Raw genomic sequence first — 20,113 nt, 5'->3', positions numbered from 1 at the left:
CCATGGCGAAGATCAAAGGCGCTGACAGGCACACCAAGCGCCTGCGCAACATGGCGAAGTCATCAAAGCAGGTCGTCGCCGCGCTCTACAGCGCCGGGCAGGATATCGAGATCGACGCGGAACAGTCCATTACGGAGGGGGCAATCAGTGGGGCAGGGCATGTGCCTTCCTTGCCCGGTCAACCCCCGAATGCAGACACGCGGCATCTGGATACGAACATCGAGACAAGCGTGGTGGCGCAGAACCCGCCAACGGTTCATGTGACGAGCCATGCGCCCTACAGCGCCGCCTTGGAGTACGGCACAAGCAAAATGGCCGCTCGCCCGTTCATGAGGCCGGCCACCGAAAAGAACCGAAAGAAGGTCGGCCAGAAGGTCGCCAACGCGGTCAGGATCGCTGTCCGAAAGGGATAGACACCATGAAATTCTTAGACACGGCATCTGTCGCGGGAACGCGACGGACCGCTGACGGCTATCTTGTGGCCGAGGTCCGCACCGCCCGCACTGGCCTTCAGGACTATGCCGGATGGGAGGTTGGAAAGCCGGAAAAGCAGGTTGTGCGCGTCTACCGTCCTGCGGAACAGGTATTCGCCAAGGACAGCCTCGCCTCCTATGCGCATCGCCCTGTTACGAATGACCATCCAGACGAGTCCGTGACGGCTGACAACTGGCGTGACTATGCGGTGGGCCAGATCGGCGACGAGATCGCCCGCGACGGCGAATATGTCCGCGTTCCGCTCATTGTCATGGATGCAGCGGCCATCAAGGCCGTTGAGGCTGGCAAGCGGGAACTTTCGGCTGGCTACACCTGCGACCTTGCCTTCGAGGACGGTGTGACGCCGGACGGCGAGCCATACGACGCCATCCAGAAGGATATCAAGATCAACCACGTGGCAATCGTGAAGAACGGCCGCGCCGGTTCACAAGCTCGCATCGGTGACGGTGCGTCTACATGGGGCGTGAGCCCTGTAACTCCCTCCATTGCAGACACGAAAGGAAGCCCAATGGCTGACACTCTGCGCAAGGTAATGGTGGATGGGCTCCAGGTCGAAACGACCGATGCAGGTGCCCAGGCCATCGAAAAGCTGACCAAGGACAAGGCTGATCTTGCTGCCAAGCTGGCAGACGCCAAGTCCGAGCATAACGACGCCATCAAGGCCAAGGATGCCGAGATCGCCAAGAAGGATGCAGAGATTGATGATCTCAAGTCCAAGGTTCTCGACACCGCGGCACTCGATGAACGTGTGCAGGCCCGCGGCGACCTGATCGCCAAGGCCAAGTCCATCGTGGCTGATGTGAAAACGGACGGCCTGTCCGATGCGGAAATCCGCAAGGCTGTGGTTGTCGCCAAGCTCGGTGACGCCATGAAGGACAAGGCGGAAGCCTATATCGATGCTCGCTTTGACATTCTCGTCGAGGATGCAGCGGGTTCCGAGCAGGTCCGTGAAGCAATCTCGCATCTCAAGCCTGTCACCACCGATTCCAGCAAGGCTCAGCAGTCCTACGTGGACCGCATGACCAAGCGTTCGGCTTAACCAGCGGCACGAAAGGAGAACCATCATGGCTCTTATGCCCGCTCCCAAGACAAAGCCTGTGGCTGGCCTGCCGGGTCAGTTCCAGAACATGGAAGAGTGGAACGCCTTCACCGCGTTCGCTTCCGATACCGCGACCAAGGCCATTGGCTTCGGTCATCCTGTGTCCATCAACGGTCAGGCCGGTGACGGCACGGCAACCGTGAAGGCTCTTGCAGACGGCGAAGTGTTTGCCGGCATCACCCGTGAGAACATCACCACGGGCGATGCAGCCAGCACCACGACCTATGCAGATGGCGACGTGCTCGGCGTTGCTGACGAGGGTGTCATCTTCGTTCTTGCAGGTGCAGCCGTCACCAAGGGTCAGAAGGTCTATTTCGACCCGTCCAACAACAAGTTTTACGGCGGTTCTGCAACCGGTCGTCTGCCTCTCCCGAACTGCGAGTTCGATCAGGACGGCGTGGCTGATCAGGCGGTTCCCATGCGCCTCCGTATCGTCCCCGGCAACGACCCCGTTGCTGCGGCGGCTTAACCAGTCCCTGAAAGGAGACATTCTGCGATGAACATGCAGATCACAGACGCACAGGGCCTGGCCTATCTTCGCCAGCAGACCCATGTGCTATCCAGCCGCGCCTTTGAGCAGGAATACGACCTGATCAACTGGCGTGAGCTTGTGCCGGTTAACACCGACTATCCCGAGTGGGCTACCGGCGTTGACTTCCAGATCGGTGACATGACCGGCGCCGCACAGTGGCAGTCGGGCTACAGCAAGGACGTTCCGCTTGCTGACGTGAAGCTGATCAATGTCACGTCCCAGTTCGCGATGTATGCCGTTGGCTACCGCTACAATGTGGAAGAGGTCGGCAAGGCGCAGTTTGCCGGCGTGCCTCTCACGGCTCGCAAAGCAATCGCTGCCCGTCAGTCCGCTGACATCTTCTGTGCCGAAACGGCGCTGTACGGTGCGGGGCACCACGGCTGGGGCGGTCTTGCCAATATGGCCGGTGTGACCCCGACGCTTTCGCCTGACAATGGCACCGGCTCGGCCCGCAACTGGGTTGATGCGAACGGCGTTGGCCTCAAGACCCCTGAGCAGATCATTGCGGAACTGAACCGCCTGCTTATGGGCCCGGCAACTGCCACCGGCGTCATGACCAGCCTGATCGGCAACACGATCCTGCTGCCGCCTCTGGCCTATCAGTACATCGCAACGACGCCCTATGGTGTGACCTCGCCCGACAAGTCCATCCTCCAGTACTTCGAGGCGAACAACATCTTCACCAGCCGCACCGGTCAGTCGGTGGTGGTGCGTGAGCAGCCGTTCCTTGCCGCTGCCGCGACAGCATCGGGTGTTGAAGGGCAGGGCCGCGCTATCGGCTATCGCAACAGCCCGGATGCTCTGGAACTTCCGATGCCGATGCCCTATCGCTTCCTTGATGTGCATCAGGACGGCCCGCTCCAGTGGGCGGTGCCCGGCATCGGACGTGTTGGTCAGCTCATTCAGATCCGGGACACGATCCGGTATCTGGACGCTGTCAGCCCGGCACCGTAACCCCGGGACACGGGAAAGACGGCAAGGCCTCGGCAATCGCGCCGGGGCCTTTTCATTCGATGGAGCGACGGATGCAGCACATCAAGAACCTTACCAACAGCCCGTATGAAATCGTGATGGCGGACGGCAAGAAATCCATGCTGCCTGCGCGAGGTGTGCTGGAGAATGTCGAGGTGCACCCGATGCATCTGCCGCTCTATCGCGCATTGCGCTATTTCGAGATCACGGAAATCGAGGGCAAGCCTGCACCAGCGCAGGAGCTGGATACAGACGACCTCGCCAAATTGCGCGCCGAATATCAGGAGCTTGTCGGCAAGCGGGCCTATCACGGCTGGGACGCGGAAGAGCTTCAGAAACGCATCGATGCGGCGCTAGAGGCTTAGAGCCATGTCCTGCGCTCCGATCACGCCCGCACGGTTCAAGCAGATCAAGCCGCAGTTCGCATCTGTCGATGATGCTGTTGTGCAGTCCTATATCGATCTTGGAACGCTGTGGGTTGACGAAAGCTGGCCTGAGAGGCTTTGCGAAGCTGCACAGGTATCGATTGTCTGCCACCTCATGACGCTGGATGGCCTAGGTTCCGACACAGAGAGCCAAGGACAGGCTTCCGGCGCTGCGCAGTATCAAACGGTCAAATCAGGCGACCTGACGCTCACGCGATTCCAGAAGTCGGCAGCAGATATGAGCTACGCCGATTGGCTCGTTCAGACCAAGTGCGGCGCGTTCTTCATGCAGCTTCTTCGCATGGCAAGGGGCGGGCCTCGCATCGCCATGGGTGGCTGTGGTGGTGCACAGTCGGGATTTGCGAAAGACGTGCCGTTCTCGCCGCCGTGGGGCTACCAATGACCTTGCTCGATACGGACGCCATCAAGAACATCATGGGCGCGGCCTTCGCGCCTATCATAGGGACAGGGCAGCTTATCCGCATCGACATGGTGCGGCAGACAGGCGGGACATATCTGCCGGTGGAGCAGCCCCCTGTGGCCGTATCGGTGCAGGTTGACCGGTGCGACGAGGCCATGCGGCAATCGCCAGGGTATACCGCAGAGGACGTTAAATTGATCGTCCTGCAAGCAGGTGTCGAAGGCAGAGCACCTAACACCGACGATGTCATTGAAGCCCGTGGCGAGCGCTGGAAGGCGGTTTCTGTCCGCACAGACCCGGCTTCCTCCCATTGGGTGATCCACGCCACGAAACAAGCATCGGAGGCCTGACATGCCGCGCAAGAAAGCAGCACAGCATTCCTCGCGATGGTTCCGGGTTACTGGCGATCGGTTCGACTGGCAGCCGAAGACCAATGTGATGATCTCATTCCCGAAAGGTTCCATTGGCTACAGGCCACAGGCTTGCATTGATGCTGGCCTTGCCGCTGGCGTGATTGAGGTAATCGAGAAGCCGAAAGGCTATTCCGTCGATAAGGCGGGGCAGGTGGTCAAGGATGGCGACTGATCTTTCCCGGCAGGTCAAGGCAGAGATTATCGAGCACATCGCCTCAGACACCGGTGTGACGGCTCTCGTGCCTGCATCCCGCATCTATGCCATGACCCCGCCTTCAAGCCCGTCATGGCCGTTTATCCGATACGGCAGCCCGATCACGACAGCTTATGACGCGACCTGTTGGGATGGCTCCAGCTTCCGCGTCACGCTTCATGCCTTCGCTGAGACCACAACCAGCTATGCGGGCGAAGACAGGGCGCTTGATATCGCGGCTTCCATTGTCGAGGCGATGAAGACATTTGCACCGGCCAGCCTCGGCATCATCGAAAACGAATGGATTGGCACTCAATGCGTGAGAGACAGCGCAGAGGCTGACCAATGGCATTCCTGGTGTGAATTCAGGATCACGGTCGTAGAAGCGGCCTGACAACCCACAAACCGAAACAGCCCTAACGCTGCCACCACGAGGTGACGGCGCATTTCCCGTTGGAAAGGAAACTCAAATGGCACAGCGCGATTACAGTGTCCGCTTCGGAGCCCAGCAGATCCTCATTGGCCCGAAATACACCCCAGGCGAAACAGAGCCTCCAGCCGGTGCGATCTTCACCGCGCCATGCGGCATCACCGGTCTTACTCGCCAGATCACTACCAACACGAATGATGTGGCGCTGCCACCCTGTAATGCTCCGGATGATCCGATTTGGCTCGGCATCGACATTGTGTCGAAGCGCATGCAATCCACATTTACCGGAACGCTGGCAGATGAAGCCTTGCCGCTCTGGGATGCATGGTCGCAAGGTTCCGACCTTTACTGGTGCCGCTGGTATCGCAATCTTGGCGAGCCGAACGCCGGCTATTGGGAAGGCCCGGCAGCCCTGACTGAATATCAGGAAGAAAGCTCTGACCGCGGCCGCTACACCAATTCTGGAACGATCATCTGGGACGGACAGCCCGACTGGCATGCTATTCCGCCTGCACCGGGCATGACCACGGCTGTCAGCATTCCCCAGACGGAACCGCAGGAAGGTGTTGCATTCGCCGCGACGCCCGGCACCTACACCGGGTCTCCCACGCTTTCCTATCAGTGGTTTGCCAATAACGTCGCGATCAGTGGTGCGACAACTGACACTTACACGCCGGTCACCGGAGATGTTGGCAAGCGCCTGCATGTCGTTGAGACGGCGTCCAATGTGTCTGGCAGTGTGAATTCGCAGTCCGAACAATCCTTGCCGGTCATCCCCGCCTGATCCGCCTCACGGCTGGGTGGCATATGCTGCCCAGCTCCTCCACTCACTGATCACCGATAGGGTCACTTCATGGCTAGCCTGAAAGCAGAAGTCGTTCTGGAATGGGGCGATGGGGAGTACAATTTCGCACTGAAAGGCGCACAGATCGAAGAACTCGAAAGCGTGTGCGGCAAGATCGGCTTCGGCGCCATCTACCAGCGCGTCATGCTTGGCACCTGGTTCTGGTCTGACATTTATCAGACCGTGCGTCTGGGGCTCATTGGCGGCGGTATAGGGGCAGTCGAGGCCAAGCGCCTCACTGATATGTATATCGGGCGTGACAAGCCGTCTGTGCCTCTTGCAGCCGGCCCAAACAATCCCGAGAGCATCGCCCGTGCTGTGCTTGGTGCGGCTATGCATGGCTTTGAGGATATCCCGTCGGGGGAGCAGGAAGCCGGGGAGACCCGGCAGACCGAATAGACTTCGCCGGGTATCGGGCATCGTTCCTTCAATGCGGTGTAGATCCCAGAGCGATAGACACCATGTCGCTTTACGAGATCGTTTCGATGGTCCGCGCTTTGGAAAAGCAGGGGCAAAAGGCGAAACCACAAGTGTCAGACGAAGATTGGGAGCAGGCGGAGCAGCTTCTGGCGGCAGCTACGGTCAATGATCCGAGTGTGAGGGTGTAGATTGTCAGCGCTGCGCTTCCTCGTATGTCAGATAACCTTCTTCCACGCAGAACTCTTTTAGGGCTGGAAGAGGCTTCCCGATGGCTGATCGGCAGCTATTTCTGACCGCGCGTTCCTCTGCCGCCGCCTTTGCCACTTGGTCCTCGCGATACTCTGAATAGACGAAGTACCCGCCACCCACGATCACGACGCCGCAGGCCGTAGCGATCAACGCTTTCAACCAATTCTCCACGAGGCTTCCTCCTATGGCGGTAACTGCTGATAAAGTCGTAGTTGAAATGCAAGCCAAGGTCGATGGCTACATGCGCGATGTGGGGCGCGCACAGACTGATTTCTCCAAAAAGATGAAGAAGGTGGGAGATGATGTAGCGAAAGCGGGGCGCGCAACGGCGGTCGCTTTTGATCAGGTATCAGGGACGTTCTCTCGAGCTGGAGCCGGCATAGCGCTTGCTGGGTCTGAGGCTCGAATGGCGCAACAGCATTTCCGCAACCTCGCGTTCCAGTTCCAAGATATCGGAACGATGCTCGCAGCCGGTCAGTCGCCTTTCATGCTGCTTGCGCAGCAGTTGCCGCAGATCACGATGTACGGCGGCTCTTTGAACGGTGTTATGGGCGCGCTTCGCAGCACCGTCGCCAGCCTGTTCTCTCCTCTTGGCCTTGCGACCACGGCGTTTGTCCTTCTCGCCAGCACAGCGGTTTCTTACTTCTCGGATTTGCTCGCACAGAGCGACGAAGCAGACGAGGCGCTTAAGCGGCAGGCTGATCTGATCGGTCGCGTTGCTGATAAGTGGGGGGAAGCCCTGCCGGCACTGAAGGAGTTCTCGGAAGAGCTGAACAGGCTGGCGGATAATGCTTCTTTGGAGGAGGCACGGCAAGAGGCCGTGAATCAGACTTTTCGCGATTTCTCAAACGCGATCGCAGAAGCCCGGCAAGAGATGGAAGCCCTTTTGCCGAGCATGTTTGAGTTGGCTGAGAGCGACCAGGAAGTTGAGCGCCTGCGTGCCGCGTTCAGGGCTTTCAACCTTGCGGTGAAAGATGCGGAAGAAGCGGTCCGCAACAAGCTTGACCCGACAGAGGCGCTGAACCGTGCCATGAAGGCGATGGCCGGTATCATGTCCAACGATGTGGTCAGCGGCTCAAACAGTATGCGTTCTGCCCTGGAGGGCGTAATAAGCTCCCTCGAAGCGGCTACCGATAGGGCAGCAAAGTATAACGAGGAGACGAGCCGACTTCAGGACCGCGGGAACATCCCACTTAGTGAGTTCGGCGGCGGACGTGGGAGTGATCCTCGAAGCTTCGTTGATGATCCCTACTACAGAGACCGGTATTTCCCTGATCCCGAGGAGCCAGAACGCGCAACGAGAACTGGCAGGAGCCGCGGGTCCCGATCCACCTCCATTTCAGAGATCGAGCGCGAAAAGCAAGCCGTTGTTGATCTGATTGATCAGCTTGAATTTGAGCGCTCCCTGATCGGAATGACGGCAGTTGAGCGAGAGAAGGCAACCGCACTTCGTAGAGCCGGCTCTGCCGCAACAGCAGAGCAGCGTGAGAAGATCGCGCAACTCGTTGAGGCCACATACAACGAGAACGCCGCACTGCAAGCCCAGCAGCAGGCTTATCAAGAGCTTGAACAGATCGGCATGAATGCCATCAACAGCATCGCCAATGCCTTCAAGGACGGCAAGCTGGAAGCCAACGAGATGATCGGCATCGTCATCCAGCTCATCCAGCAGTTGATGGCAATGAAGTCATTGGGGGGCGGCGGATTGCTCGGAGGCCTCTTCGGCGGGCTTTTCGGTGGTGGAGGCGGGCTCCCTGGTTTTGCGACAGGCACAGCAAACACGGGCGGGGCTCGAGGCCAGCCAAGGGGCATTGTTCACGGGCAAGAGGCGGTCATCCCGCTTCCGGCAGGGGGCAAGGTTCCCGTTGAAATGAGGATGCCGGAGCGAGCTTCAGATGCCGGCGGTGGCCAAATGGACGTCCGAGTGTTTGTTGACCAAGACGGCAACTGGCAGGCCGCTGTTGAGAGGATCAGCCAGGGTTCTGCCGCTCAGGTCGTTAAGACGTACGACAAGGGCAACTATCAGCGCTTCCTCGCCAATATGGGGAACGCCAGAAAGAGGAATGCACTTTGACAGCCTTCCCCTTTACCCACCCGCATATTCGCTTCACGCATTCGCGGTTCAGGCTACAACGGGTTGTTGCGTCTTCTCCGTCCGGAGCTGGGCGCATCAACTTCACCGAAACTGCAGATCCGACCTGGACGATCCAGTTCACGAGCGTCCCCTTGCGGGAGAGCGAGCTTGCGGAAATTGCCGCGTGGTGGAGCCAATTCCGGGGCGGCCTCAAATCCACTCTGGTAACGCAGAATGTCACTTGCCGGCCATTTGCTCACAGCAATCCCGCACAGGCCGCTCCTGCGCAAGATGCGGGCGTTCTGGACGGTGTTTCGGGTGGCAATGTTCTGGCAGTGAGCGGCGTGTCGCCTTCACTGGTGCTCCAGCCTGGCGATCTGCTTGGCTTGGAACGCCTGACCTTCCGAGGACTCCACCGCGTAATCGCCGTTTCGGGTTCCGGAACCAGCCGATCGATCACGGTTGAGCCTCCACCGCGCTCCTATGTGGCGCAGGCCGGCGCTGTGGTGCGCTTTGAACAGCCGGAACTCAACATGCGGTCTCCGGTGGACAGTTGGTCCGTGTCGGAGGGCGCGCGACCGGTGGTGTCCTTCTCATTTGTCGAGAGCAGGGTTTAGAGATGGCACTCCCCACAGTCGTTCAAGACCTTCTGGATGAAGGCCGCATTGCCATTCGCGGGCTTATGAAGTTCCAGTTCGGCACCGGCACCTATGGTTTTGCAAAATCGGACCAGCCGATTGAGTGGAATGGTCTGACCTATCAACCGGGTGGCATCATCAAGGTGTCGGACCTCCCCGGAGGCACGGGCACCACGGCGCGGCAGTTCACGATTGAGCTTGCGGAATCGCCTGACGATGGGCTGACGCCGGATGTGCTCAAGACCATCGAAGCGGAAGATTATCGCGACCGGCCCGTCACCATTTACGATGCGTTCTTTCATCCGGATACCGGCGCACTCCTGCACGTCGAAGCATTGCGGCGCGGATATATCGACCAGCTATCGCACGAGGAAGACCCGGAAGAGGGCTACAAGCTCATAGCCGACTGCGAAACGCGGGCGCTCGATTACACCCGCACCAATGGCCGCAAGCGCAACATGGCGGACCAGTATCGCCGCGTGGATGGCGACAATTTCTATGTGAATGCCGCCACTACCGGACGTGAGGAAATCTTCTGGGGCAGGGCGCGCTCCACTCCGAAGAGGGCGCGGGGCTTCGGGTCCATTCAAGGCTTCATTGATGACATCAACAAGCGTCTCGGAATCTAGCCAATGATTGAACGGGTTCCTGATTGGGAAAAGCGCCTCAACGAGGTGATTGAAAAGCACATGGCACTGCCGAGCGAATATGGCGTGTCTGACTGCTACCTCATCCCTGCAGATGCTTTCGAGGCAATCACAGGCGAGAAGCTTTATCCCGGCGTTCGATACAAGACGGAAGCCGGAGCCGGTAAGCAGCTTCGCAAGCGCGGGTTTGAGACCGTGGAAGACGCTTTCCGCGCTCGCCTGCCAGAGATAGGCCGATTGATGGCCCAGCGCGGCGATCTGGGCGTTGTGGAGCGTGACGGCGTCATCTCCGGGGGTGTCTTTACCTCCATCGGATTTGCGACGCGTGGCGAACGCTCGCTCGAGTTCTTGCCGGCCACCGAGGTGAAGACGGCGTTTCAGGTAGGCGACCGCTAACCGCCACCAACCACAGACAATCAGACTGTTTAACGCGGGCGCATAGCGCCGCGCGGAGGGTAGCTCATGCCTTTTATTGGTGCTGCGATTGGCGCAATTGTCAGCGCTGTTGGCGCGGTTGCGTCGTTCATCGGTGGCCTTGGCTTTCTTGGCAAGCTTGTAATTGGCATCGGCCTGAACCTTGCCGCTTCCGCGCTCCTGAAACAGAAGCAAAAGGCCCCAGAACCGACCGGCGTCAAGATTCACACCGAATACGGCGCAGACGTACCGCGCCAAGTCGCCTGTGGCTTGGTGGGCATTGCCGGTCATGAGATCCACGTCAACACGTTCGGCAACGACAATGGCTGGCTGCAGGACGTTTATCAGCTCTCCGATTATCCCTGCACCAGCCTTGAGCGTGTCGCGATCAATGGCGAGTGGGTGACGCTCGATGCCCCGCAGGCCAACGGATACCGCAAGGTCACGTCTGGCGAATATGCGAACCTGGCGTGGATCAAGTTCCATGACGGCAACCAGACCACGGCGGATCCCGACCTGGTGGACAATGCAAACCCGACCGATCGGTGGGGTGAAAGCTGTGTCGGTGTTGGGTGCTCCTATGTCATCGTCAAGGCAAAGTACGACCGAGAAAAGACGGTCGGAATGCCGGATGTGTTCTTCGAGTTCAAAGGCGCCAAGCTCTATGACTGGCGCAAGGATTCAACGGTGGGCGGCACAGGCCCGCATCGCTGGAACGATCCTTCCACCCATGAGTGGACCGACAATCCGATTGTGATCGACTACAATTATCGGCGCGGGCTATCGGTCAATGGCGATCTGTTCTGCGGCATGGAGATGCCTGCAAGCGATCTGCCACTAGACAAGTTCACGGCGGCGGCAAACGTCTGTGATGAGATCGTGGAAGGGGAAAAGCGCTATCGGTGCTCGATCCTTCTGGATTGCACCGCCACCCATGGGAACAACATCGAATCCATCATGAAGGCGTGTGGCGGTGTCGTGATCGATGCCCCGGACGGTTCCTGGCCGATGATTGGTGCTGCCCAGCCAGTTGTTGCCACGATCACCGATGATGACATTGTCGTGGGTGAACCGGTGCGCTGGCAGGCCAAGCGGTCAATGGCCGAGCTGGTCAATTCAATCTCCGGCACGCATCCGGATCCAAGCCAGTTGTGGTCGATGGTTGGTTATGACCCGGTGGTGCTGGACGGCGCTATCGTGGTGGACCGTCGCACCCGCGATCTGGTCATGGACTTCCCCACGGTCACGAGTGCACGGCAGGCTAAACAGCTTGCATCAATCTATGCAGCCGAGAACCGCCTGGAGGCTACGGCAGAGATCACGCTCCGGCCGCGCTGGCGTGGTCTGAAAGCCGGTGACTGGATTACGTGGCAGTCGGACCGTTATGGCACGCTCACCTATCTGGTGACGGAATCCACGCTTTACTCTCTGGATAGCCAGGGGCCGCGCAATGTGCGGATTGCGCTCCAGCAACGCGATGCTTCGATCTATGACGCGGTGACGGTACCGGTGCCTGTGGTGCCGTATCCGCCCGGAAAGCCGGTCTATCTGCAAGAGGTTCAGAACCTGCAGCTCGCGGGGGTAACGGCAGGCTCCGGCACCAAGCTCATGCCGGCCATTCAGGCCTCATGGGATGCAATCGAAGACGTGACTGTTGTCGGTGTCGAACTGGAATGGTGGCCGACCGACGATCCGGCTTCCCGTGCAAGTATGACCGTTGCGGATGATCAGACCATTGCGGTTCTGACGGAAGCTGTGGTTTCGGACACGGAATATCAGGTTCGGACGCGGTTGCTTACCAGCCCGCAAAGGCCGATTGCATGGTCGGCGCCAATGGCGGTTACGACACCGGACCAGCCGTTCACGGACGTGACGATTGATCCAGAAGTCATCAATGAAGCCACGGACTGGCTGAACTACAACACGCGCGAAGAGATCGAGCGTGGGTTGGACAATGCCACGAAGGACATGGCTGATTTCGATCAGCAGTATGGCAATATCCAGCGGCTGCGTCGCGAGGCGGCTGTTACAGCGGGCAACATCACAGCTTCCTATCAGGAAGCAATCATTGTTGCCGTTGGTCCGGGATCGGCCATTGCGCAGCGCATAGAAGCGCTTGAAGTCACGATTGAAGAGGACATTGCGCAGGCCGTTGATCTTCTGACCACAGAAATCAACGAGGTGGATGGCCGCGTCACGGCAAATGCGAACGCAATCACCTCGCTGACCGCTCAGGTCGATGACGTCGAAGCCAATGTGACGATGCGCGGCGAAGCCATGGCCTCACCTGGCGGTGGATGGGCGCGTTATGGCGTCCAGGTTCGGCTTGAGTCAGGCGGGGATTGGTCTCAGGCGGCGTTCTTCATGGATGCGCAGCCAGGCATGAGCCGCGTCATCTTCAAAGCCGACGAGTTCATTGTATCGGATGGTTCAACGGACCTGGTGCCGTTTTTCATCTCTGGAGGTGTTGCGCGCATGAACGTAGCGAACATCGGGACGGTGAATTCGGGGCTCATACAAAGCAACAACAGCAAAATGCGCATCGAGCTGAACAACAACCGAATTTTGGTGGCTGATTGATGGCAAACAGAGTTGTTATCGGGGCGTTCGACGGAACCTATGTTCTACGAACCTCGCAGCCAGGAAACAATGTTCTGAACGCCGGCCTAACGCCAAACCAGTTGTCGTTCGATAGCCGGTGGAGCGAGATCGGCAATTGGCTGTCATCAGGGAGATTTGTCTGGAACCACGACGAAACCTCCAAAACAATTACCTATGGGCAAACCTTCAGTAGCCCTCCATCGGTTCTTGCGTGGGTATCCGGAACTCCGAACGACCTTTCACAGTGGTGGATGGCGACGCGCACAAACTACAACTGGCACGCTCTCGGTCTAAGGATATTCAATGATCAGTTCACGATACATCGGCACATGAACTCATATCCCGGCACGAGAACCGTCTTCTATATCGTCTTGCGGAACAATTATGGCTAATCGCGTGCTTCTCGGACCGAAGGGCGGAGCTCACGGGCTGTACATATCGAAGCCCGGACACGACGTTGTCACGACCGGCGAAAGCAATCTGCTCTTTTCGTCTGACTGGACTTCGCTTCAGATAGTGCGGACGGGAACGCTCAATGTTCCGAACGGCGGAAGTGCCGCGTTTTCGATCCCGGTTGATTTGGGTTTTAGACCGGCAATCATGCTGGTGCCCGAGTTCGAGCTGTTTCTGGGTCCAGGGATAAATATCAAGGCCGACATTGAGGCGCGCGTCACGTACAATTCCAACACGAACTTCTCGGCTTACGTTTGGGCAGACGGTGTCAATTATACCGGCAAGACCTTCTATGCCGTGTTCAGGGTGAACCTTGATGGTTAATCGGGTGCTTCTTGATCAGAACGGGCTGTTCGTTAGCAAGCCCGGTGTGGATGTTCTATCCGCACAGCAGAAAGATCTCCAGTTCAGCTCGGACTACGGCACATTGAATGTGTTGAAGCGGGGTGTGCTCAACTTACCGGCTACACCCGAGGGCTATCCAGTGCCGGGGAATGGCGCGCAGCAAGTAACCGTCAATTTCGGTAAGACGTTCTCAGCGCGGCCGCCTGTGTTCTTCGCTGTTCGCCGCACGGTGATATCGAACCCAAAGCAGTGGTATCAGCACATTGGGAGCCATATTGAATTCATTTACGATGGTCCGAACAGGATTCCCTGGTATGGCGCAAATGTTTTCAATAATCGCTTCGTTTTTCAGACGAATTATAACAGCGATTCCTTCCTGAATGGCCCCTGGGAAATTTTCTACATCGTGTGGGATTACGACCTGTGACCATCGAAAGCACTGCATCGTCCAGCGATGAAATCAAGGCGCTGATCGCGCACCTCTGACCACACCACAACGCACACCCACAACACCGGATATTCCATGACTGACCAGCCCAAGAAGCAGGTCAGCCCGATGGCTGCTGCCGTCGAGGCGACTGCGCTCAATGAGTATTTCCGAAACCGCAACCTCATGCTGGCTGATGCGCTGGAGCGCAAGCAGCAGGAAATGGACGCCATGCAGGTGGAGATCGACCGGCTGACCAAGGTCAACGGCCAGCTTCAGGACGCGGCTGCAAAGGATGCGGCCAAGGCCGAAAAGAAGGATGCCAAGAATGGCGGGTAATCTTTACGAGCAGGGCTACTACGAAACGGGCACGGCATCCGTTACGCAGGGCCAGACCGTTGTCACAGGGCAGGGCACGGCGTGGCTGCAGATCGTGCGGCCTGCCGATGATTTCGGCAAGCATGTCGGTATGCCAGTGCCGATCGCTTCCGTGGACAGCGACACACAGATCACGCTGGCATATCCATGGCCTGGGCCGACACAGACAGCCGAGCCGTATCGCATTTCCTTCACGCCCTACCATGTGGCTTATCGGCAGGCGTTGCAGGAAATCGGACAGTTGCTTTCGAGCGGCAACGTTTCAGCATTGGCAGGACTGAACGGTGCCGCCAACAAACTGCCCATTTTCACCGGTCCCGGTGCGCTGGATCTGATCGCCAAGCAAGACCTCGTCAACGGTGTGCGCTTTGACGTACAGGTGGATGATCTTGCGGGCCGCGCTGCGTATGACAATGACGCAGCAGGCTTCACTGTCCTCGTGGCCGATGTCGGTGATGGCCGATCTGCGGTCTACACAAAGAACAGCGTTGCGGCGGCAGACTGGAGCGATCCTGCCTATATCACCGGACCGACTGGTGCAACCGGCTCGCCATGGGATGATTGGCGGGGTGCATGGGTAACCGCGACGGCTTATGACAAGCTGGCCGGGGTCGAGCACAATGGTTCGTCCTACATCTGCACCACGGCGCACACGTCCGACGCTGCAAGAGAGCCGGGTGTCGGTGCTTCATGGCAAACGTATTGGGATCTGGTAGCTGCAAAAGGTTTAGACGGAGACGTCGTCGGGCCAAATGGAGCGACAGACGGCAATGTCGCACTTTTCGATGGCGCAACCGGTAAAGTTTTGAAGGATGGATTCCCTGCTGGCACCACCGGCAAGGCCGTTTTGGCAGCGGGAACCACAGGAGATGCACAAGACGCGATAGGGGCGAGCGCCACCGGCAAATCGCTCTTAACAGCGGCAAGTGCATCGGCGGCGAGGGCATCAATCGGGTTGGCGTCAATTGGAGGGATGCGGAACAAGTTAATCAATCCGTTGGGTACCATCAACCAGCGCAACTATAACAGTGGCGACCCGACCAGTAGTGCCAACGAATACACCTTGGATAGATGGCGCGTTGTCGTTTCCGGTCAGTCACTTTCATGGACCGAAACTGCGGGTGTTCGAACCTTTACCGCTTCAGCCGGCGGAGTTGAGCAGGTAATTGAAGGGGGAGCAGTTCTGTCCGGAACATACACGCTGAATTGGGAAGGCACCGCTACTGCGACTGTGAATGGGGTAGCGCGCGCAAAAGGCGAGTCATTCCCCTTGACCGGTGGGACAAATGTCACAGTGCGCTTCTCAGCCGGCACGTTTTCAGTGCCACAGCTCGAGCAAGGGAGTTCGCCAACTGTGTTTGACGTGCGTCATCCAGCGCAGGAGATGATGCTTTGCGAACGATATTACCAAATATTGCAATTGCGCCCCCAGGCATACGCAAACGCCTCCGGCCAGGGCATCAAGGAGACTTCTGCCTTTAGGACGGCGATGAGGGCAACTCCAACTGTTACTTGGAATATTTTCTCCACCAACCTCGTGAATGGCGGAACGCTATCGGTTCAATTGGGTCAAAACACGATTGCCGCTTATTGCCAATCTACAGGCTCAGGTAGTGCATTCTGGGCTGCGGACTTCTTCCTGGATGCGGAGCTTTGATCATGAATGTACATGGCTACACACAGGATGGTGCCATTGAGGCGATCATCAGCGGAAGCCACGTGATTATCCCGGACGATCCCGACAACCGTCATCGCCAGTTGATTGCGGCGTGGGAAGCGGAGGGGAACACGATTCCGCCCCACACGCCGCGTGACCCCACAAAAGAAGAGGTCCGCGCCGCAATGCCAGCGCTTTCGGCCCGTCAGTTCCGTCTTGGTTTGATCGATGGTGGAATTGATCTGGCAGACGTGGAGACTGCCATTGCGGCAATCCCTGACCCGGTGGAGCGGCAAAAGGGGCAAGTCGAGTGGGAATACGCCGCACAGTTCAACAGGCTGCACCCACTCGTCGTGCAACTCTCTTCTTCCCTTGGCCTGACACCGGAGCAGGTTGACGCAATGTGGGAACAGGCGGCTGCGCTTTAGCCGGAGATAGTTCATCCAGAAATAGCGCCAACGAGCGAGGCGTTGGGGTGTACGCCTCGAGGCTTGGGGGCGCTCAAGGGGGACAACTCACTCGTCGGCAACCAAAGGTAGCGATCGGCACCTGAACCTTCACTGGTGCGATGACGTAGTGCGCCACCTCTACTGACATCTGTTGCACCGGTAGGCGCGTGTCTTCGGCTGCGCTGCTTTCCGCACGATTTTATCAGCACGAAAGGAAACGAAATGGACCGCAATTTCGCGCGGGCGCTTCCGCTCGTCCTTAATGACGAGGGCGGTTGGGCCGATCATCCAGACGATCCCGGTGGAGCCACCATGAAAGGGGTCACGCTGCACACCTTCCGTCGCTACGTGAAGGTGGATGCGACCAAGGCTGACCTGAAAGCCATCACGGATGAGCAGATCGCCACAGTTTATTATCGGCACTATTGGGCTGCCGTGAATGCCCAGGCATTGCCCTCTGGCGTTGACTATGCCGTCTTCGATTTTGCCGTGAACTCCGGCCCGAGCCGGGCGGCAAAGTATCTGCAATCAATCGTCGGTGCGACAGTGGATGGCCGGGTGGGCCCGAAAACCATCGCCGCGGTTCAGCGCATGGACCCTGCCGAGGTCATCAATCGTCTCTGCGATGCGCGCATGGCGTTTCTGCGCAAGCTGAAACATTGGCCAACCTTCGGGAAGGGCTGGACGCGTCGTGTCGCCGGTGTGCGCAAGCATGCGTTGAACATGGTTGGCCGCCCGGCGGACGTGGAGCGTGTTCCTGTGCCGGTTCCGCGCCCGACCGTTCCCGAAGAGGTCGAGCAGAAGGTGAAGGAAAAATCCGGCTTCTGGCAGTGGTCAACCGGTCTGTTCGGATCCGGCGCGCTGGGGCTCGGCTGGTTGTCCGGGATGGACTGGAAGGCCATTGCAGCGGGCGGCGGTGTGCTTGTCGGGGTTATTCTCGTCCTGGTGATCCTGCGCTCGCAGATCGTGGCAGCAGTTCGAGACATCAAAGGTGCGGTCGAGGGGAAGGGCACATGATCGGCGCCGGTCTGGTCTACAAAGTCCTGTTCTCGAACCTGGGGCAGGCGCTGGCCGTCGTTGTTGGCGCTTCCGTCATTGTGGCCCTGATTTACTCCTACGGCCACCAGCGGGGCGCTGCCTCTGTCCTGCAGCGGCTCCAATCCAACCGCATCACAATCCTGAAAGATGGAAGGAAAATCGATGAGGAAGCGCTTGGCGCTGACGACACTGGCCTGTGTGCCCTTCTTGGCGGCTGCGAGCTGCCAGACAGCGGCGATCACTGAGCCCTGCGACGTGCTGGTGCCGATCAACCCGGCACCGGCTACTAACTCTTTCCTGGTGGCGAATGATCGCCTGACTGCGATCGCCATCGCACAGCATCGTGGCCGGTATCAGAAGTATCGCTGCGGGACGTGACCATATCCAGTTGATGGGCAGGGACGAATGTCAGAAGCGAGCGTAGAGCGGACCCTTGGGCAAATCCTTGGCGAGCTGAAGGGCATCGATGACCGCTTGAAGCGCGCGGATGACAGTCGGGCTGTTGTGCATCGGCGGCTCGATGAAGTCAGCAACCGGTTGTCGCAACTAGAAGGTGAAGCCGAGACCACAAAAGCCAAGGTCGATCAGATGCAGGCGGTGACCGATGATGTCGTCAAGCTGAGGACGCAGGCGCAGGGGGCGGGAACGGTGGGCCGATGGCTTATCCGGATCGGCATTGGGGTGGTGACGCTCGCCGGCTGGATCATTGGTGCCTATACTTGGCTGACGGGGCGCCCGCCGCCGTAATTGGGCAGACACGTTTAGTATAGCCCTAAAGAGGTGAGCATGGGCGCTGAATCAATTGCTATCATTGCAAGTTACATCCGAGCCTAGGTGTGCTGATATCATAGAGATTGCAGGTGCTTCATTTTCTAAGTAAGACGAGCTCCTGTCTTCAATTCGCGGAGCGGGGGAACCTTCGTACCAGTCCCGTGCACTTCCATTAGCGTCTTTTCGCTTCTTTTTCTCAAAGATGTCGCGGTATCTGCGAGGCGAAATGCCAATGAAGGGTTCGAACAGCACCTTTCGGTCTGCCTCCTGATTGGAAAACGTGATTGAATCTTCATGGAGGTCCATCGCATGGCTCTTGGGATAAGGTTCTAAGAAAACAACTCTCCTGATTCCGGAAGAGACAATGTGCTTGGCGCACATGTGGCAGGGGAATGTCGTGCAGAATAGCGTGGACCCAGAGAGTGATTTTCCGACCCTGGCGGCGTCAGTGATGGCAGACATTTCAGCATGGATGATACGCCCAAACTCAATAAGGTCCATGACACGAGAGTCAGAGATCTCTCTTATCTCGAGTAATTTTCTTACTTGCTGAGCTGTGGAACCCATGTTTTTCAGGGTGTCTGAAAGTAGGCCGAGCTTGTTCAGGCGTTCAACAAGATCGTGAACTACGCGAAGCTTCCTTGTATGGTTCCCGTCCACCCCCTCTTCAAAGTCTCTAAATTTATCGCCATGGTCATCCGACCAGTATGTGCCACCAAAAGCTTTTGGAACTTCGTTGCATCCGAGAGTTATAACCTCTCCGTTGCGTGAGAATACCGCAGCCCCGACTTGTCTTGACAAATCCAATGATCTCAAAGCGGCCCCAGCAGCTGCATACATGCCGTATTCAGTTTTGCTCGGAGAGTATCCGTTGTGACCAAATAGCGCCTGCACGAATCGTTCGACGGTCGACTCGGCCTCTCGGTTGGCCTTTCCAATTACAAAGACATCCCCGTGGTGAAAGACATCGGACACTCTTTGTCCGAAGTGTTCACTCACCTCATTGTTGTCGATGGAAATCAGATCAATGGCCTGCTTCTCAGCGCTGTCATCGTCAATAATTTCCGTTCCGTGTCCCTTAATTTTCTTTATTAACTGTTGTTTTCTTTCTTCTTTATCGAGATATACGGATACTTGAATGAATTTTCGACCGTAAATCCTTCGCATCAAGTCTATTTCTTCTTCTCGCTTAAATTGTCGAATTATGTAAGCCGTCCCTAATGCAGGTTCCTCAGTTTCAGAGGGGGGAGAAATTTGTTTTGTTTCGTGATTTCGGAGACGTTTTATTTCAGTGATCGCAAGTGATGCCAAAGCAGACTGGTACGTTGTTGTTCTTCGAACGTTGTCAGCATTCTTTATTAGAGATTTATACTTTTCTGAATACGATTGGTCGTTGACTTGTAATTTTGGAAAAAACTCTTTCATTAGGTCTGTAATGTGAACCAGTTTGGTTTTGTAGCCGACACGATGTAACGCAGCGTCGAGATAGTTTGTTATCGCATCTAGGTCGACGCCGATTGGACCCACGAGGCCAATGAAGAGTTCGGGATTCTTAACAAGCTCAGGGTTTCTAGTGGTAGCTGTGCTCTTCAATTCGATTCCTCCTACCCCCGCGACAAAGTCACGCGAAATTAACGTGTTTCAATCCAAACTGATAGGCGTATTGAGATTGCTGATGTAATATTGATTCTCAGAAAAAGAGTGGAGGATGGCAGATGTCAGAGGCAA

The 20,113-nt window shown here is 57.5% G+C and carries 27 protein-coding genes; 25 read left to right on the top strand and 2 right to left on the bottom strand.

Annotated features, from left to right (window positions below; genetic code table 11):
• Positions 1 to 2 precede the first annotated feature (2 nt).
• The 12 genes from H7H48_RS02260 to H7H48_RS02205 all read left to right on the top strand — a co-directional run bounded on the left by H7H48_RS02260 (position 3) and on the right by H7H48_RS02205 (position 6,432).
• Positions 3 to 413: an HK97-gp10 family putative phage morphogenesis protein gene (locus H7H48_RS02260; protein WP_229447190.1), complete on the top strand. Its 411-nt coding sequence runs from the start codon at positions 3 to 5 to the stop codon at positions 411 to 413.
• Between the two features lie 5 nt (positions 414 to 418).
• Positions 419 to 1,534 (top strand): DUF2213 domain-containing protein, encoded by a 1,116-nt coding sequence (locus tag H7H48_RS02255; protein ID WP_229447189.1) that lies wholly within the window; start codon positions 419 to 421, stop codon positions 1,532 to 1,534.
• A 25-nt stretch (positions 1,535 to 1,559) separates the two neighbouring features.
• Positions 1,560 to 2,063: a hypothetical protein gene (locus H7H48_RS02250; protein ID WP_229447188.1), complete on the top strand. Its 504-nt coding sequence runs from the start codon at positions 1,560 to 1,562 to the stop codon at positions 2,061 to 2,063.
• Positions 2,064 to 2,090: 27 nt separating this feature from the next.
• Positions 2,091 to 3,080, top strand: a complete 990-nt coding sequence (locus H7H48_RS02245; protein WP_229447187.1) for a major capsid family protein — start codon at positions 2,091 to 2,093, stop codon at positions 3,078 to 3,080.
• A gap of 71 nt (positions 3,081 to 3,151) precedes the next feature.
• Positions 3,152 to 3,463: a hypothetical protein gene (locus tag H7H48_RS02240; protein WP_229447186.1), complete on the top strand. Its 312-nt coding sequence runs from the start codon at positions 3,152 to 3,154 to the stop codon at positions 3,461 to 3,463.
• A gap of 4 nt (positions 3,464 to 3,467) precedes the next feature.
• The gene (locus tag H7H48_RS02235) at positions 3,468 to 3,926 is read left to right on the top strand and encodes a DUF4054 domain-containing protein (RefSeq protein ID WP_229447185.1); all 459 of its coding nucleotides are present in this window, start codon (positions 3,468 to 3,470) and stop codon (positions 3,924 to 3,926) included.
• On the top strand, positions 3,923 to 4,294 hold the full coding sequence (locus H7H48_RS02230) for a hypothetical protein (RefSeq protein WP_229447184.1): 372 nt from the start codon (positions 3,923 to 3,925) through the stop codon (positions 4,292 to 4,294). The genes H7H48_RS02235 and H7H48_RS02230 overlap by 4 nt, the downstream gene beginning before the upstream one ends.
• Position 4,295: 1 nt before the next feature.
• A complete protein-coding gene (locus tag H7H48_RS02225) occupies positions 4,296 to 4,529 on the top strand; it encodes a hypothetical protein (protein ID WP_229447183.1) in 234 nt (77 codons plus the stop codon).
• Positions 4,519 to 4,944 carry a DUF3168 domain-containing protein gene (locus H7H48_RS02220; RefSeq protein ID WP_229447182.1) on the top strand — a complete coding sequence of 142 codons (426 nt, stop codon included), beginning with the start codon at positions 4,519 to 4,521 and terminating at the stop codon, positions 4,942 to 4,944. Before H7H48_RS02225 ends, H7H48_RS02220 begins: the two co-directional genes overlap by 11 nt.
• Before the next feature lie 76 nt (positions 4,945 to 5,020).
• On the top strand, positions 5,021 to 5,764 hold the full coding sequence (locus H7H48_RS02215) for a hypothetical protein (RefSeq protein WP_229447181.1): 744 nt from the start codon (positions 5,021 to 5,023) through the stop codon (positions 5,762 to 5,764).
• A 69-nt stretch (positions 5,765 to 5,833) separates the two neighbouring features.
• Positions 5,834 to 6,223: a GTA-gp10 family protein gene (locus H7H48_RS02210; protein ID WP_229447180.1), complete on the top strand. Its 390-nt coding sequence runs from the start codon at positions 5,834 to 5,836 to the stop codon at positions 6,221 to 6,223.
• A gap of 62 nt (positions 6,224 to 6,285) precedes the next feature.
• A complete protein-coding gene (locus H7H48_RS02205; protein WP_229447179.1) occupies positions 6,286 to 6,432 on the top strand; it encodes a hypothetical protein in 147 nt (48 codons plus the stop codon).
• 4 nt (positions 6,433 to 6,436) lie between these two features.
• Here H7H48_RS02205 and H7H48_RS02200 read toward each other — a convergent pair whose 3' ends face one another.
• Positions 6,437 to 6,664 (bottom strand): hypothetical protein, encoded by a 228-nt coding sequence (locus tag H7H48_RS02200; RefSeq protein WP_229447178.1) that lies wholly within the window; start codon positions 6,662 to 6,664, stop codon positions 6,437 to 6,439.
• A gap of 13 nt (positions 6,665 to 6,677) precedes the next feature.
• Here H7H48_RS02200 and H7H48_RS02195 point away from each other — a divergent pair, with 13 nt between their 5' ends.
• From H7H48_RS02195 to H7H48_RS02135, 13 genes are all read left to right on the top strand, one after another.
• A complete protein-coding gene (locus H7H48_RS02195; RefSeq protein ID WP_229447177.1) occupies positions 6,678 to 8,567 on the top strand; it encodes a phage tail length tape measure family protein in 1,890 nt (629 codons plus the stop codon).
• Positions 8,564 to 9,184 (top strand): hypothetical protein, encoded by a 621-nt coding sequence (locus tag H7H48_RS02190; RefSeq protein ID WP_223019775.1) that lies wholly within the window; start codon positions 8,564 to 8,566, stop codon positions 9,182 to 9,184. The genes H7H48_RS02195 and H7H48_RS02190 overlap by 4 nt, the downstream gene beginning before the upstream one ends.
• 2 nt (positions 9,185 to 9,186) lie before the next feature.
• Positions 9,187 to 9,834: a DUF2163 domain-containing protein gene (locus H7H48_RS02185; protein WP_229447176.1), complete on the top strand. Its 648-nt coding sequence runs from the start codon at positions 9,187 to 9,189 to the stop codon at positions 9,832 to 9,834.
• 3 nt (positions 9,835 to 9,837) lie between these two features.
• Positions 9,838 to 10,248, top strand: a complete 411-nt coding sequence (locus H7H48_RS02180) for a hypothetical protein (protein ID WP_229447175.1) — start codon at positions 9,838 to 9,840, stop codon at positions 10,246 to 10,248.
• A gap of 66 nt (positions 10,249 to 10,314) precedes the next feature.
• On the top strand, positions 10,315 to 12,846 hold the full coding sequence (locus H7H48_RS02175) for a phage tail protein (RefSeq protein ID WP_229447174.1): 2,532 nt from the start codon (positions 10,315 to 10,317) through the stop codon (positions 12,844 to 12,846).
• Positions 12,847 to 13,251: 405 nt separating this feature from the next.
• On the top strand, positions 13,252 to 13,644 hold the full coding sequence (locus H7H48_RS02170) for a hypothetical protein (protein ID WP_229447173.1): 393 nt from the start codon (positions 13,252 to 13,254) through the stop codon (positions 13,642 to 13,644).
• On the top strand, positions 13,637 to 14,092 hold the full coding sequence (locus H7H48_RS02165; RefSeq protein ID WP_229447172.1) for a hypothetical protein: 456 nt from the start codon (positions 13,637 to 13,639) through the stop codon (positions 14,090 to 14,092). The genes H7H48_RS02170 and H7H48_RS02165 overlap by 8 nt, the downstream gene beginning before the upstream one ends.
• A 96-nt stretch (positions 14,093 to 14,188) precedes the next feature.
• Positions 14,189 to 14,431, top strand: coding sequence for a hypothetical protein (locus tag H7H48_RS02160; RefSeq protein WP_229447171.1), 243 nt, complete (start codon positions 14,189 to 14,191; stop codon positions 14,429 to 14,431).
• On the top strand, positions 14,421 to 16,127 hold the full coding sequence (locus H7H48_RS02155) for a hypothetical protein (protein ID WP_229447170.1): 1,707 nt from the start codon (positions 14,421 to 14,423) through the stop codon (positions 16,125 to 16,127). Before H7H48_RS02160 ends, H7H48_RS02155 begins: the two co-directional genes overlap by 11 nt.
• A gap of 2 nt (positions 16,128 to 16,129) precedes the next feature.
• Positions 16,130 to 16,555, top strand: coding sequence for a hypothetical protein (locus tag H7H48_RS02150; protein WP_229447169.1), 426 nt, complete (start codon positions 16,130 to 16,132; stop codon positions 16,553 to 16,555).
• A gap of 243 nt (positions 16,556 to 16,798) precedes the next feature.
• The gene (locus tag H7H48_RS02145) at positions 16,799 to 17,593 is read left to right on the top strand and encodes a glycoside hydrolase family 108 protein (RefSeq protein WP_229447168.1); all 795 of its coding nucleotides are present in this window, start codon (positions 16,799 to 16,801) and stop codon (positions 17,591 to 17,593) included.
• On the top strand, positions 17,590 to 17,859 hold the full coding sequence (locus H7H48_RS02140; protein WP_229447167.1) for a hypothetical protein: 270 nt from the start codon (positions 17,590 to 17,592) through the stop codon (positions 17,857 to 17,859). The genes H7H48_RS02145 and H7H48_RS02140 overlap by 4 nt, the downstream gene beginning before the upstream one ends.
• Positions 17,860 to 18,019: 160 nt before the next feature.
• Entirely contained in the window at positions 18,020 to 18,361 is a 342-nt protein-coding gene (locus tag H7H48_RS02135) for a DUF1515 family protein (RefSeq protein ID WP_229447166.1), read from the top strand.
• Between the two features lie 51 nt (positions 18,362 to 18,412).
• Here H7H48_RS02135 and H7H48_RS02130 read toward each other — a convergent pair whose 3' ends face one another.
• Positions 18,413 to 19,978, bottom strand: a complete 1,566-nt coding sequence (locus H7H48_RS02130; protein WP_229447165.1) for an anti-phage dCTP deaminase — start codon at positions 19,976 to 19,978, stop codon at positions 18,413 to 18,415.
• Between the last annotated feature and the right edge of the window lie 135 nt (positions 19,979 to 20,113).

The organism is Nitratireductor sp. B36 (assembly GCF_020833685.1).
In the GTDB taxonomy this organism is placed as follows: Bacteria; Pseudomonadota; Alphaproteobacteria; order Rhizobiales; family Rhizobiaceae; genus Nitratireductor.
This window is presented reverse-complemented; position numbering and strand designations above follow the sequence as displayed.

What these genes read in the sequence shown, in the direction of transcription:
- H7H48_RS02260 (WP_229447190.1), top strand. Translation starts at nt 3, where the DNA reads ATGGCGAAGATCAAAGGCGCTGACAGGCACACCAAGCGCCTGCGCAAC.
- H7H48_RS02255 (WP_229447189.1), top strand. Translation starts at nt 419, where the DNA reads ATGAAATTCTTAGACACGGCATCTGTCGCGGGAACGCGACGGACCGCT.
- H7H48_RS02250 (WP_229447188.1), top strand. Translation starts at nt 1,560, where the DNA reads ATGGCTCTTATGCCCGCTCCCAAGACAAAGCCTGTGGCTGGCCTGCCG.
- H7H48_RS02245 (WP_229447187.1), top strand. Translation starts at nt 2,091, where the DNA reads ATGAACATGCAGATCACAGACGCACAGGGCCTGGCCTATCTTCGCCAG.
- H7H48_RS02240 (WP_229447186.1), top strand. Translation starts at nt 3,152, where the DNA reads ATGCAGCACATCAAGAACCTTACCAACAGCCCGTATGAAATCGTGATG.
- H7H48_RS02235 (WP_229447185.1), top strand. Translation starts at nt 3,468, where the DNA reads ATGTCCTGCGCTCCGATCACGCCCGCACGGTTCAAGCAGATCAAGCCG.
- H7H48_RS02230 (WP_229447184.1), top strand. Translation starts at nt 3,923, where the DNA reads ATGACCTTGCTCGATACGGACGCCATCAAGAACATCATGGGCGCGGCC.
- H7H48_RS02225 (WP_229447183.1), top strand. Translation starts at nt 4,296, where the DNA reads ATGCCGCGCAAGAAAGCAGCACAGCATTCCTCGCGATGGTTCCGGGTT.
- H7H48_RS02220 (WP_229447182.1), top strand. Translation starts at nt 4,519, where the DNA reads ATGGCGACTGATCTTTCCCGGCAGGTCAAGGCAGAGATTATCGAGCAC.
- H7H48_RS02215 (WP_229447181.1), top strand. Translation starts at nt 5,021, where the DNA reads ATGGCACAGCGCGATTACAGTGTCCGCTTCGGAGCCCAGCAGATCCTC.
- H7H48_RS02210 (WP_229447180.1), top strand. Translation starts at nt 5,834, where the DNA reads ATGGCTAGCCTGAAAGCAGAAGTCGTTCTGGAATGGGGCGATGGGGAG.
- H7H48_RS02205 (WP_229447179.1), top strand. Translation starts at nt 6,286, where the DNA reads ATGTCGCTTTACGAGATCGTTTCGATGGTCCGCGCTTTGGAAAAGCAG.
- H7H48_RS02195 (WP_229447177.1), top strand. Translation starts at nt 6,678, where the DNA reads ATGGCGGTAACTGCTGATAAAGTCGTAGTTGAAATGCAAGCCAAGGTC.
- H7H48_RS02185 (WP_229447176.1), top strand. Translation starts at nt 9,187, where the DNA reads ATGGCACTCCCCACAGTCGTTCAAGACCTTCTGGATGAAGGCCGCATT.
- H7H48_RS02180 (WP_229447175.1), top strand. Translation starts at nt 9,838, where the DNA reads ATGATTGAACGGGTTCCTGATTGGGAAAAGCGCCTCAACGAGGTGATT.
- H7H48_RS02175 (WP_229447174.1), top strand. Translation starts at nt 10,315, where the DNA reads ATGCCTTTTATTGGTGCTGCGATTGGCGCAATTGTCAGCGCTGTTGGC.
- H7H48_RS02170 (WP_229447173.1), top strand. Translation starts at nt 13,252, where the DNA reads ATGGCTAATCGCGTGCTTCTCGGACCGAAGGGCGGAGCTCACGGGCTG.
- H7H48_RS02165 (WP_229447172.1), top strand. Translation starts at nt 13,637, where the DNA reads ATGGTTAATCGGGTGCTTCTTGATCAGAACGGGCTGTTCGTTAGCAAG.
- H7H48_RS02160 (WP_229447171.1), top strand. Translation starts at nt 14,189, where the DNA reads ATGACTGACCAGCCCAAGAAGCAGGTCAGCCCGATGGCTGCTGCCGTC.
- H7H48_RS02155 (WP_229447170.1), top strand. Translation starts at nt 14,421, where the DNA reads ATGGCGGGTAATCTTTACGAGCAGGGCTACTACGAAACGGGCACGGCA.
- H7H48_RS02150 (WP_229447169.1), top strand. Translation starts at nt 16,130, where the DNA reads ATGAATGTACATGGCTACACACAGGATGGTGCCATTGAGGCGATCATC.
- H7H48_RS02145 (WP_229447168.1), top strand. Translation starts at nt 16,799, where the DNA reads ATGGACCGCAATTTCGCGCGGGCGCTTCCGCTCGTCCTTAATGACGAG.
- H7H48_RS02140 (WP_229447167.1), top strand. Translation starts at nt 17,590, where the DNA reads ATGATCGGCGCCGGTCTGGTCTACAAAGTCCTGTTCTCGAACCTGGGG.
- H7H48_RS02135 (WP_229447166.1), top strand. Translation starts at nt 18,020, where the DNA reads ATGTCAGAAGCGAGCGTAGAGCGGACCCTTGGGCAAATCCTTGGCGAG.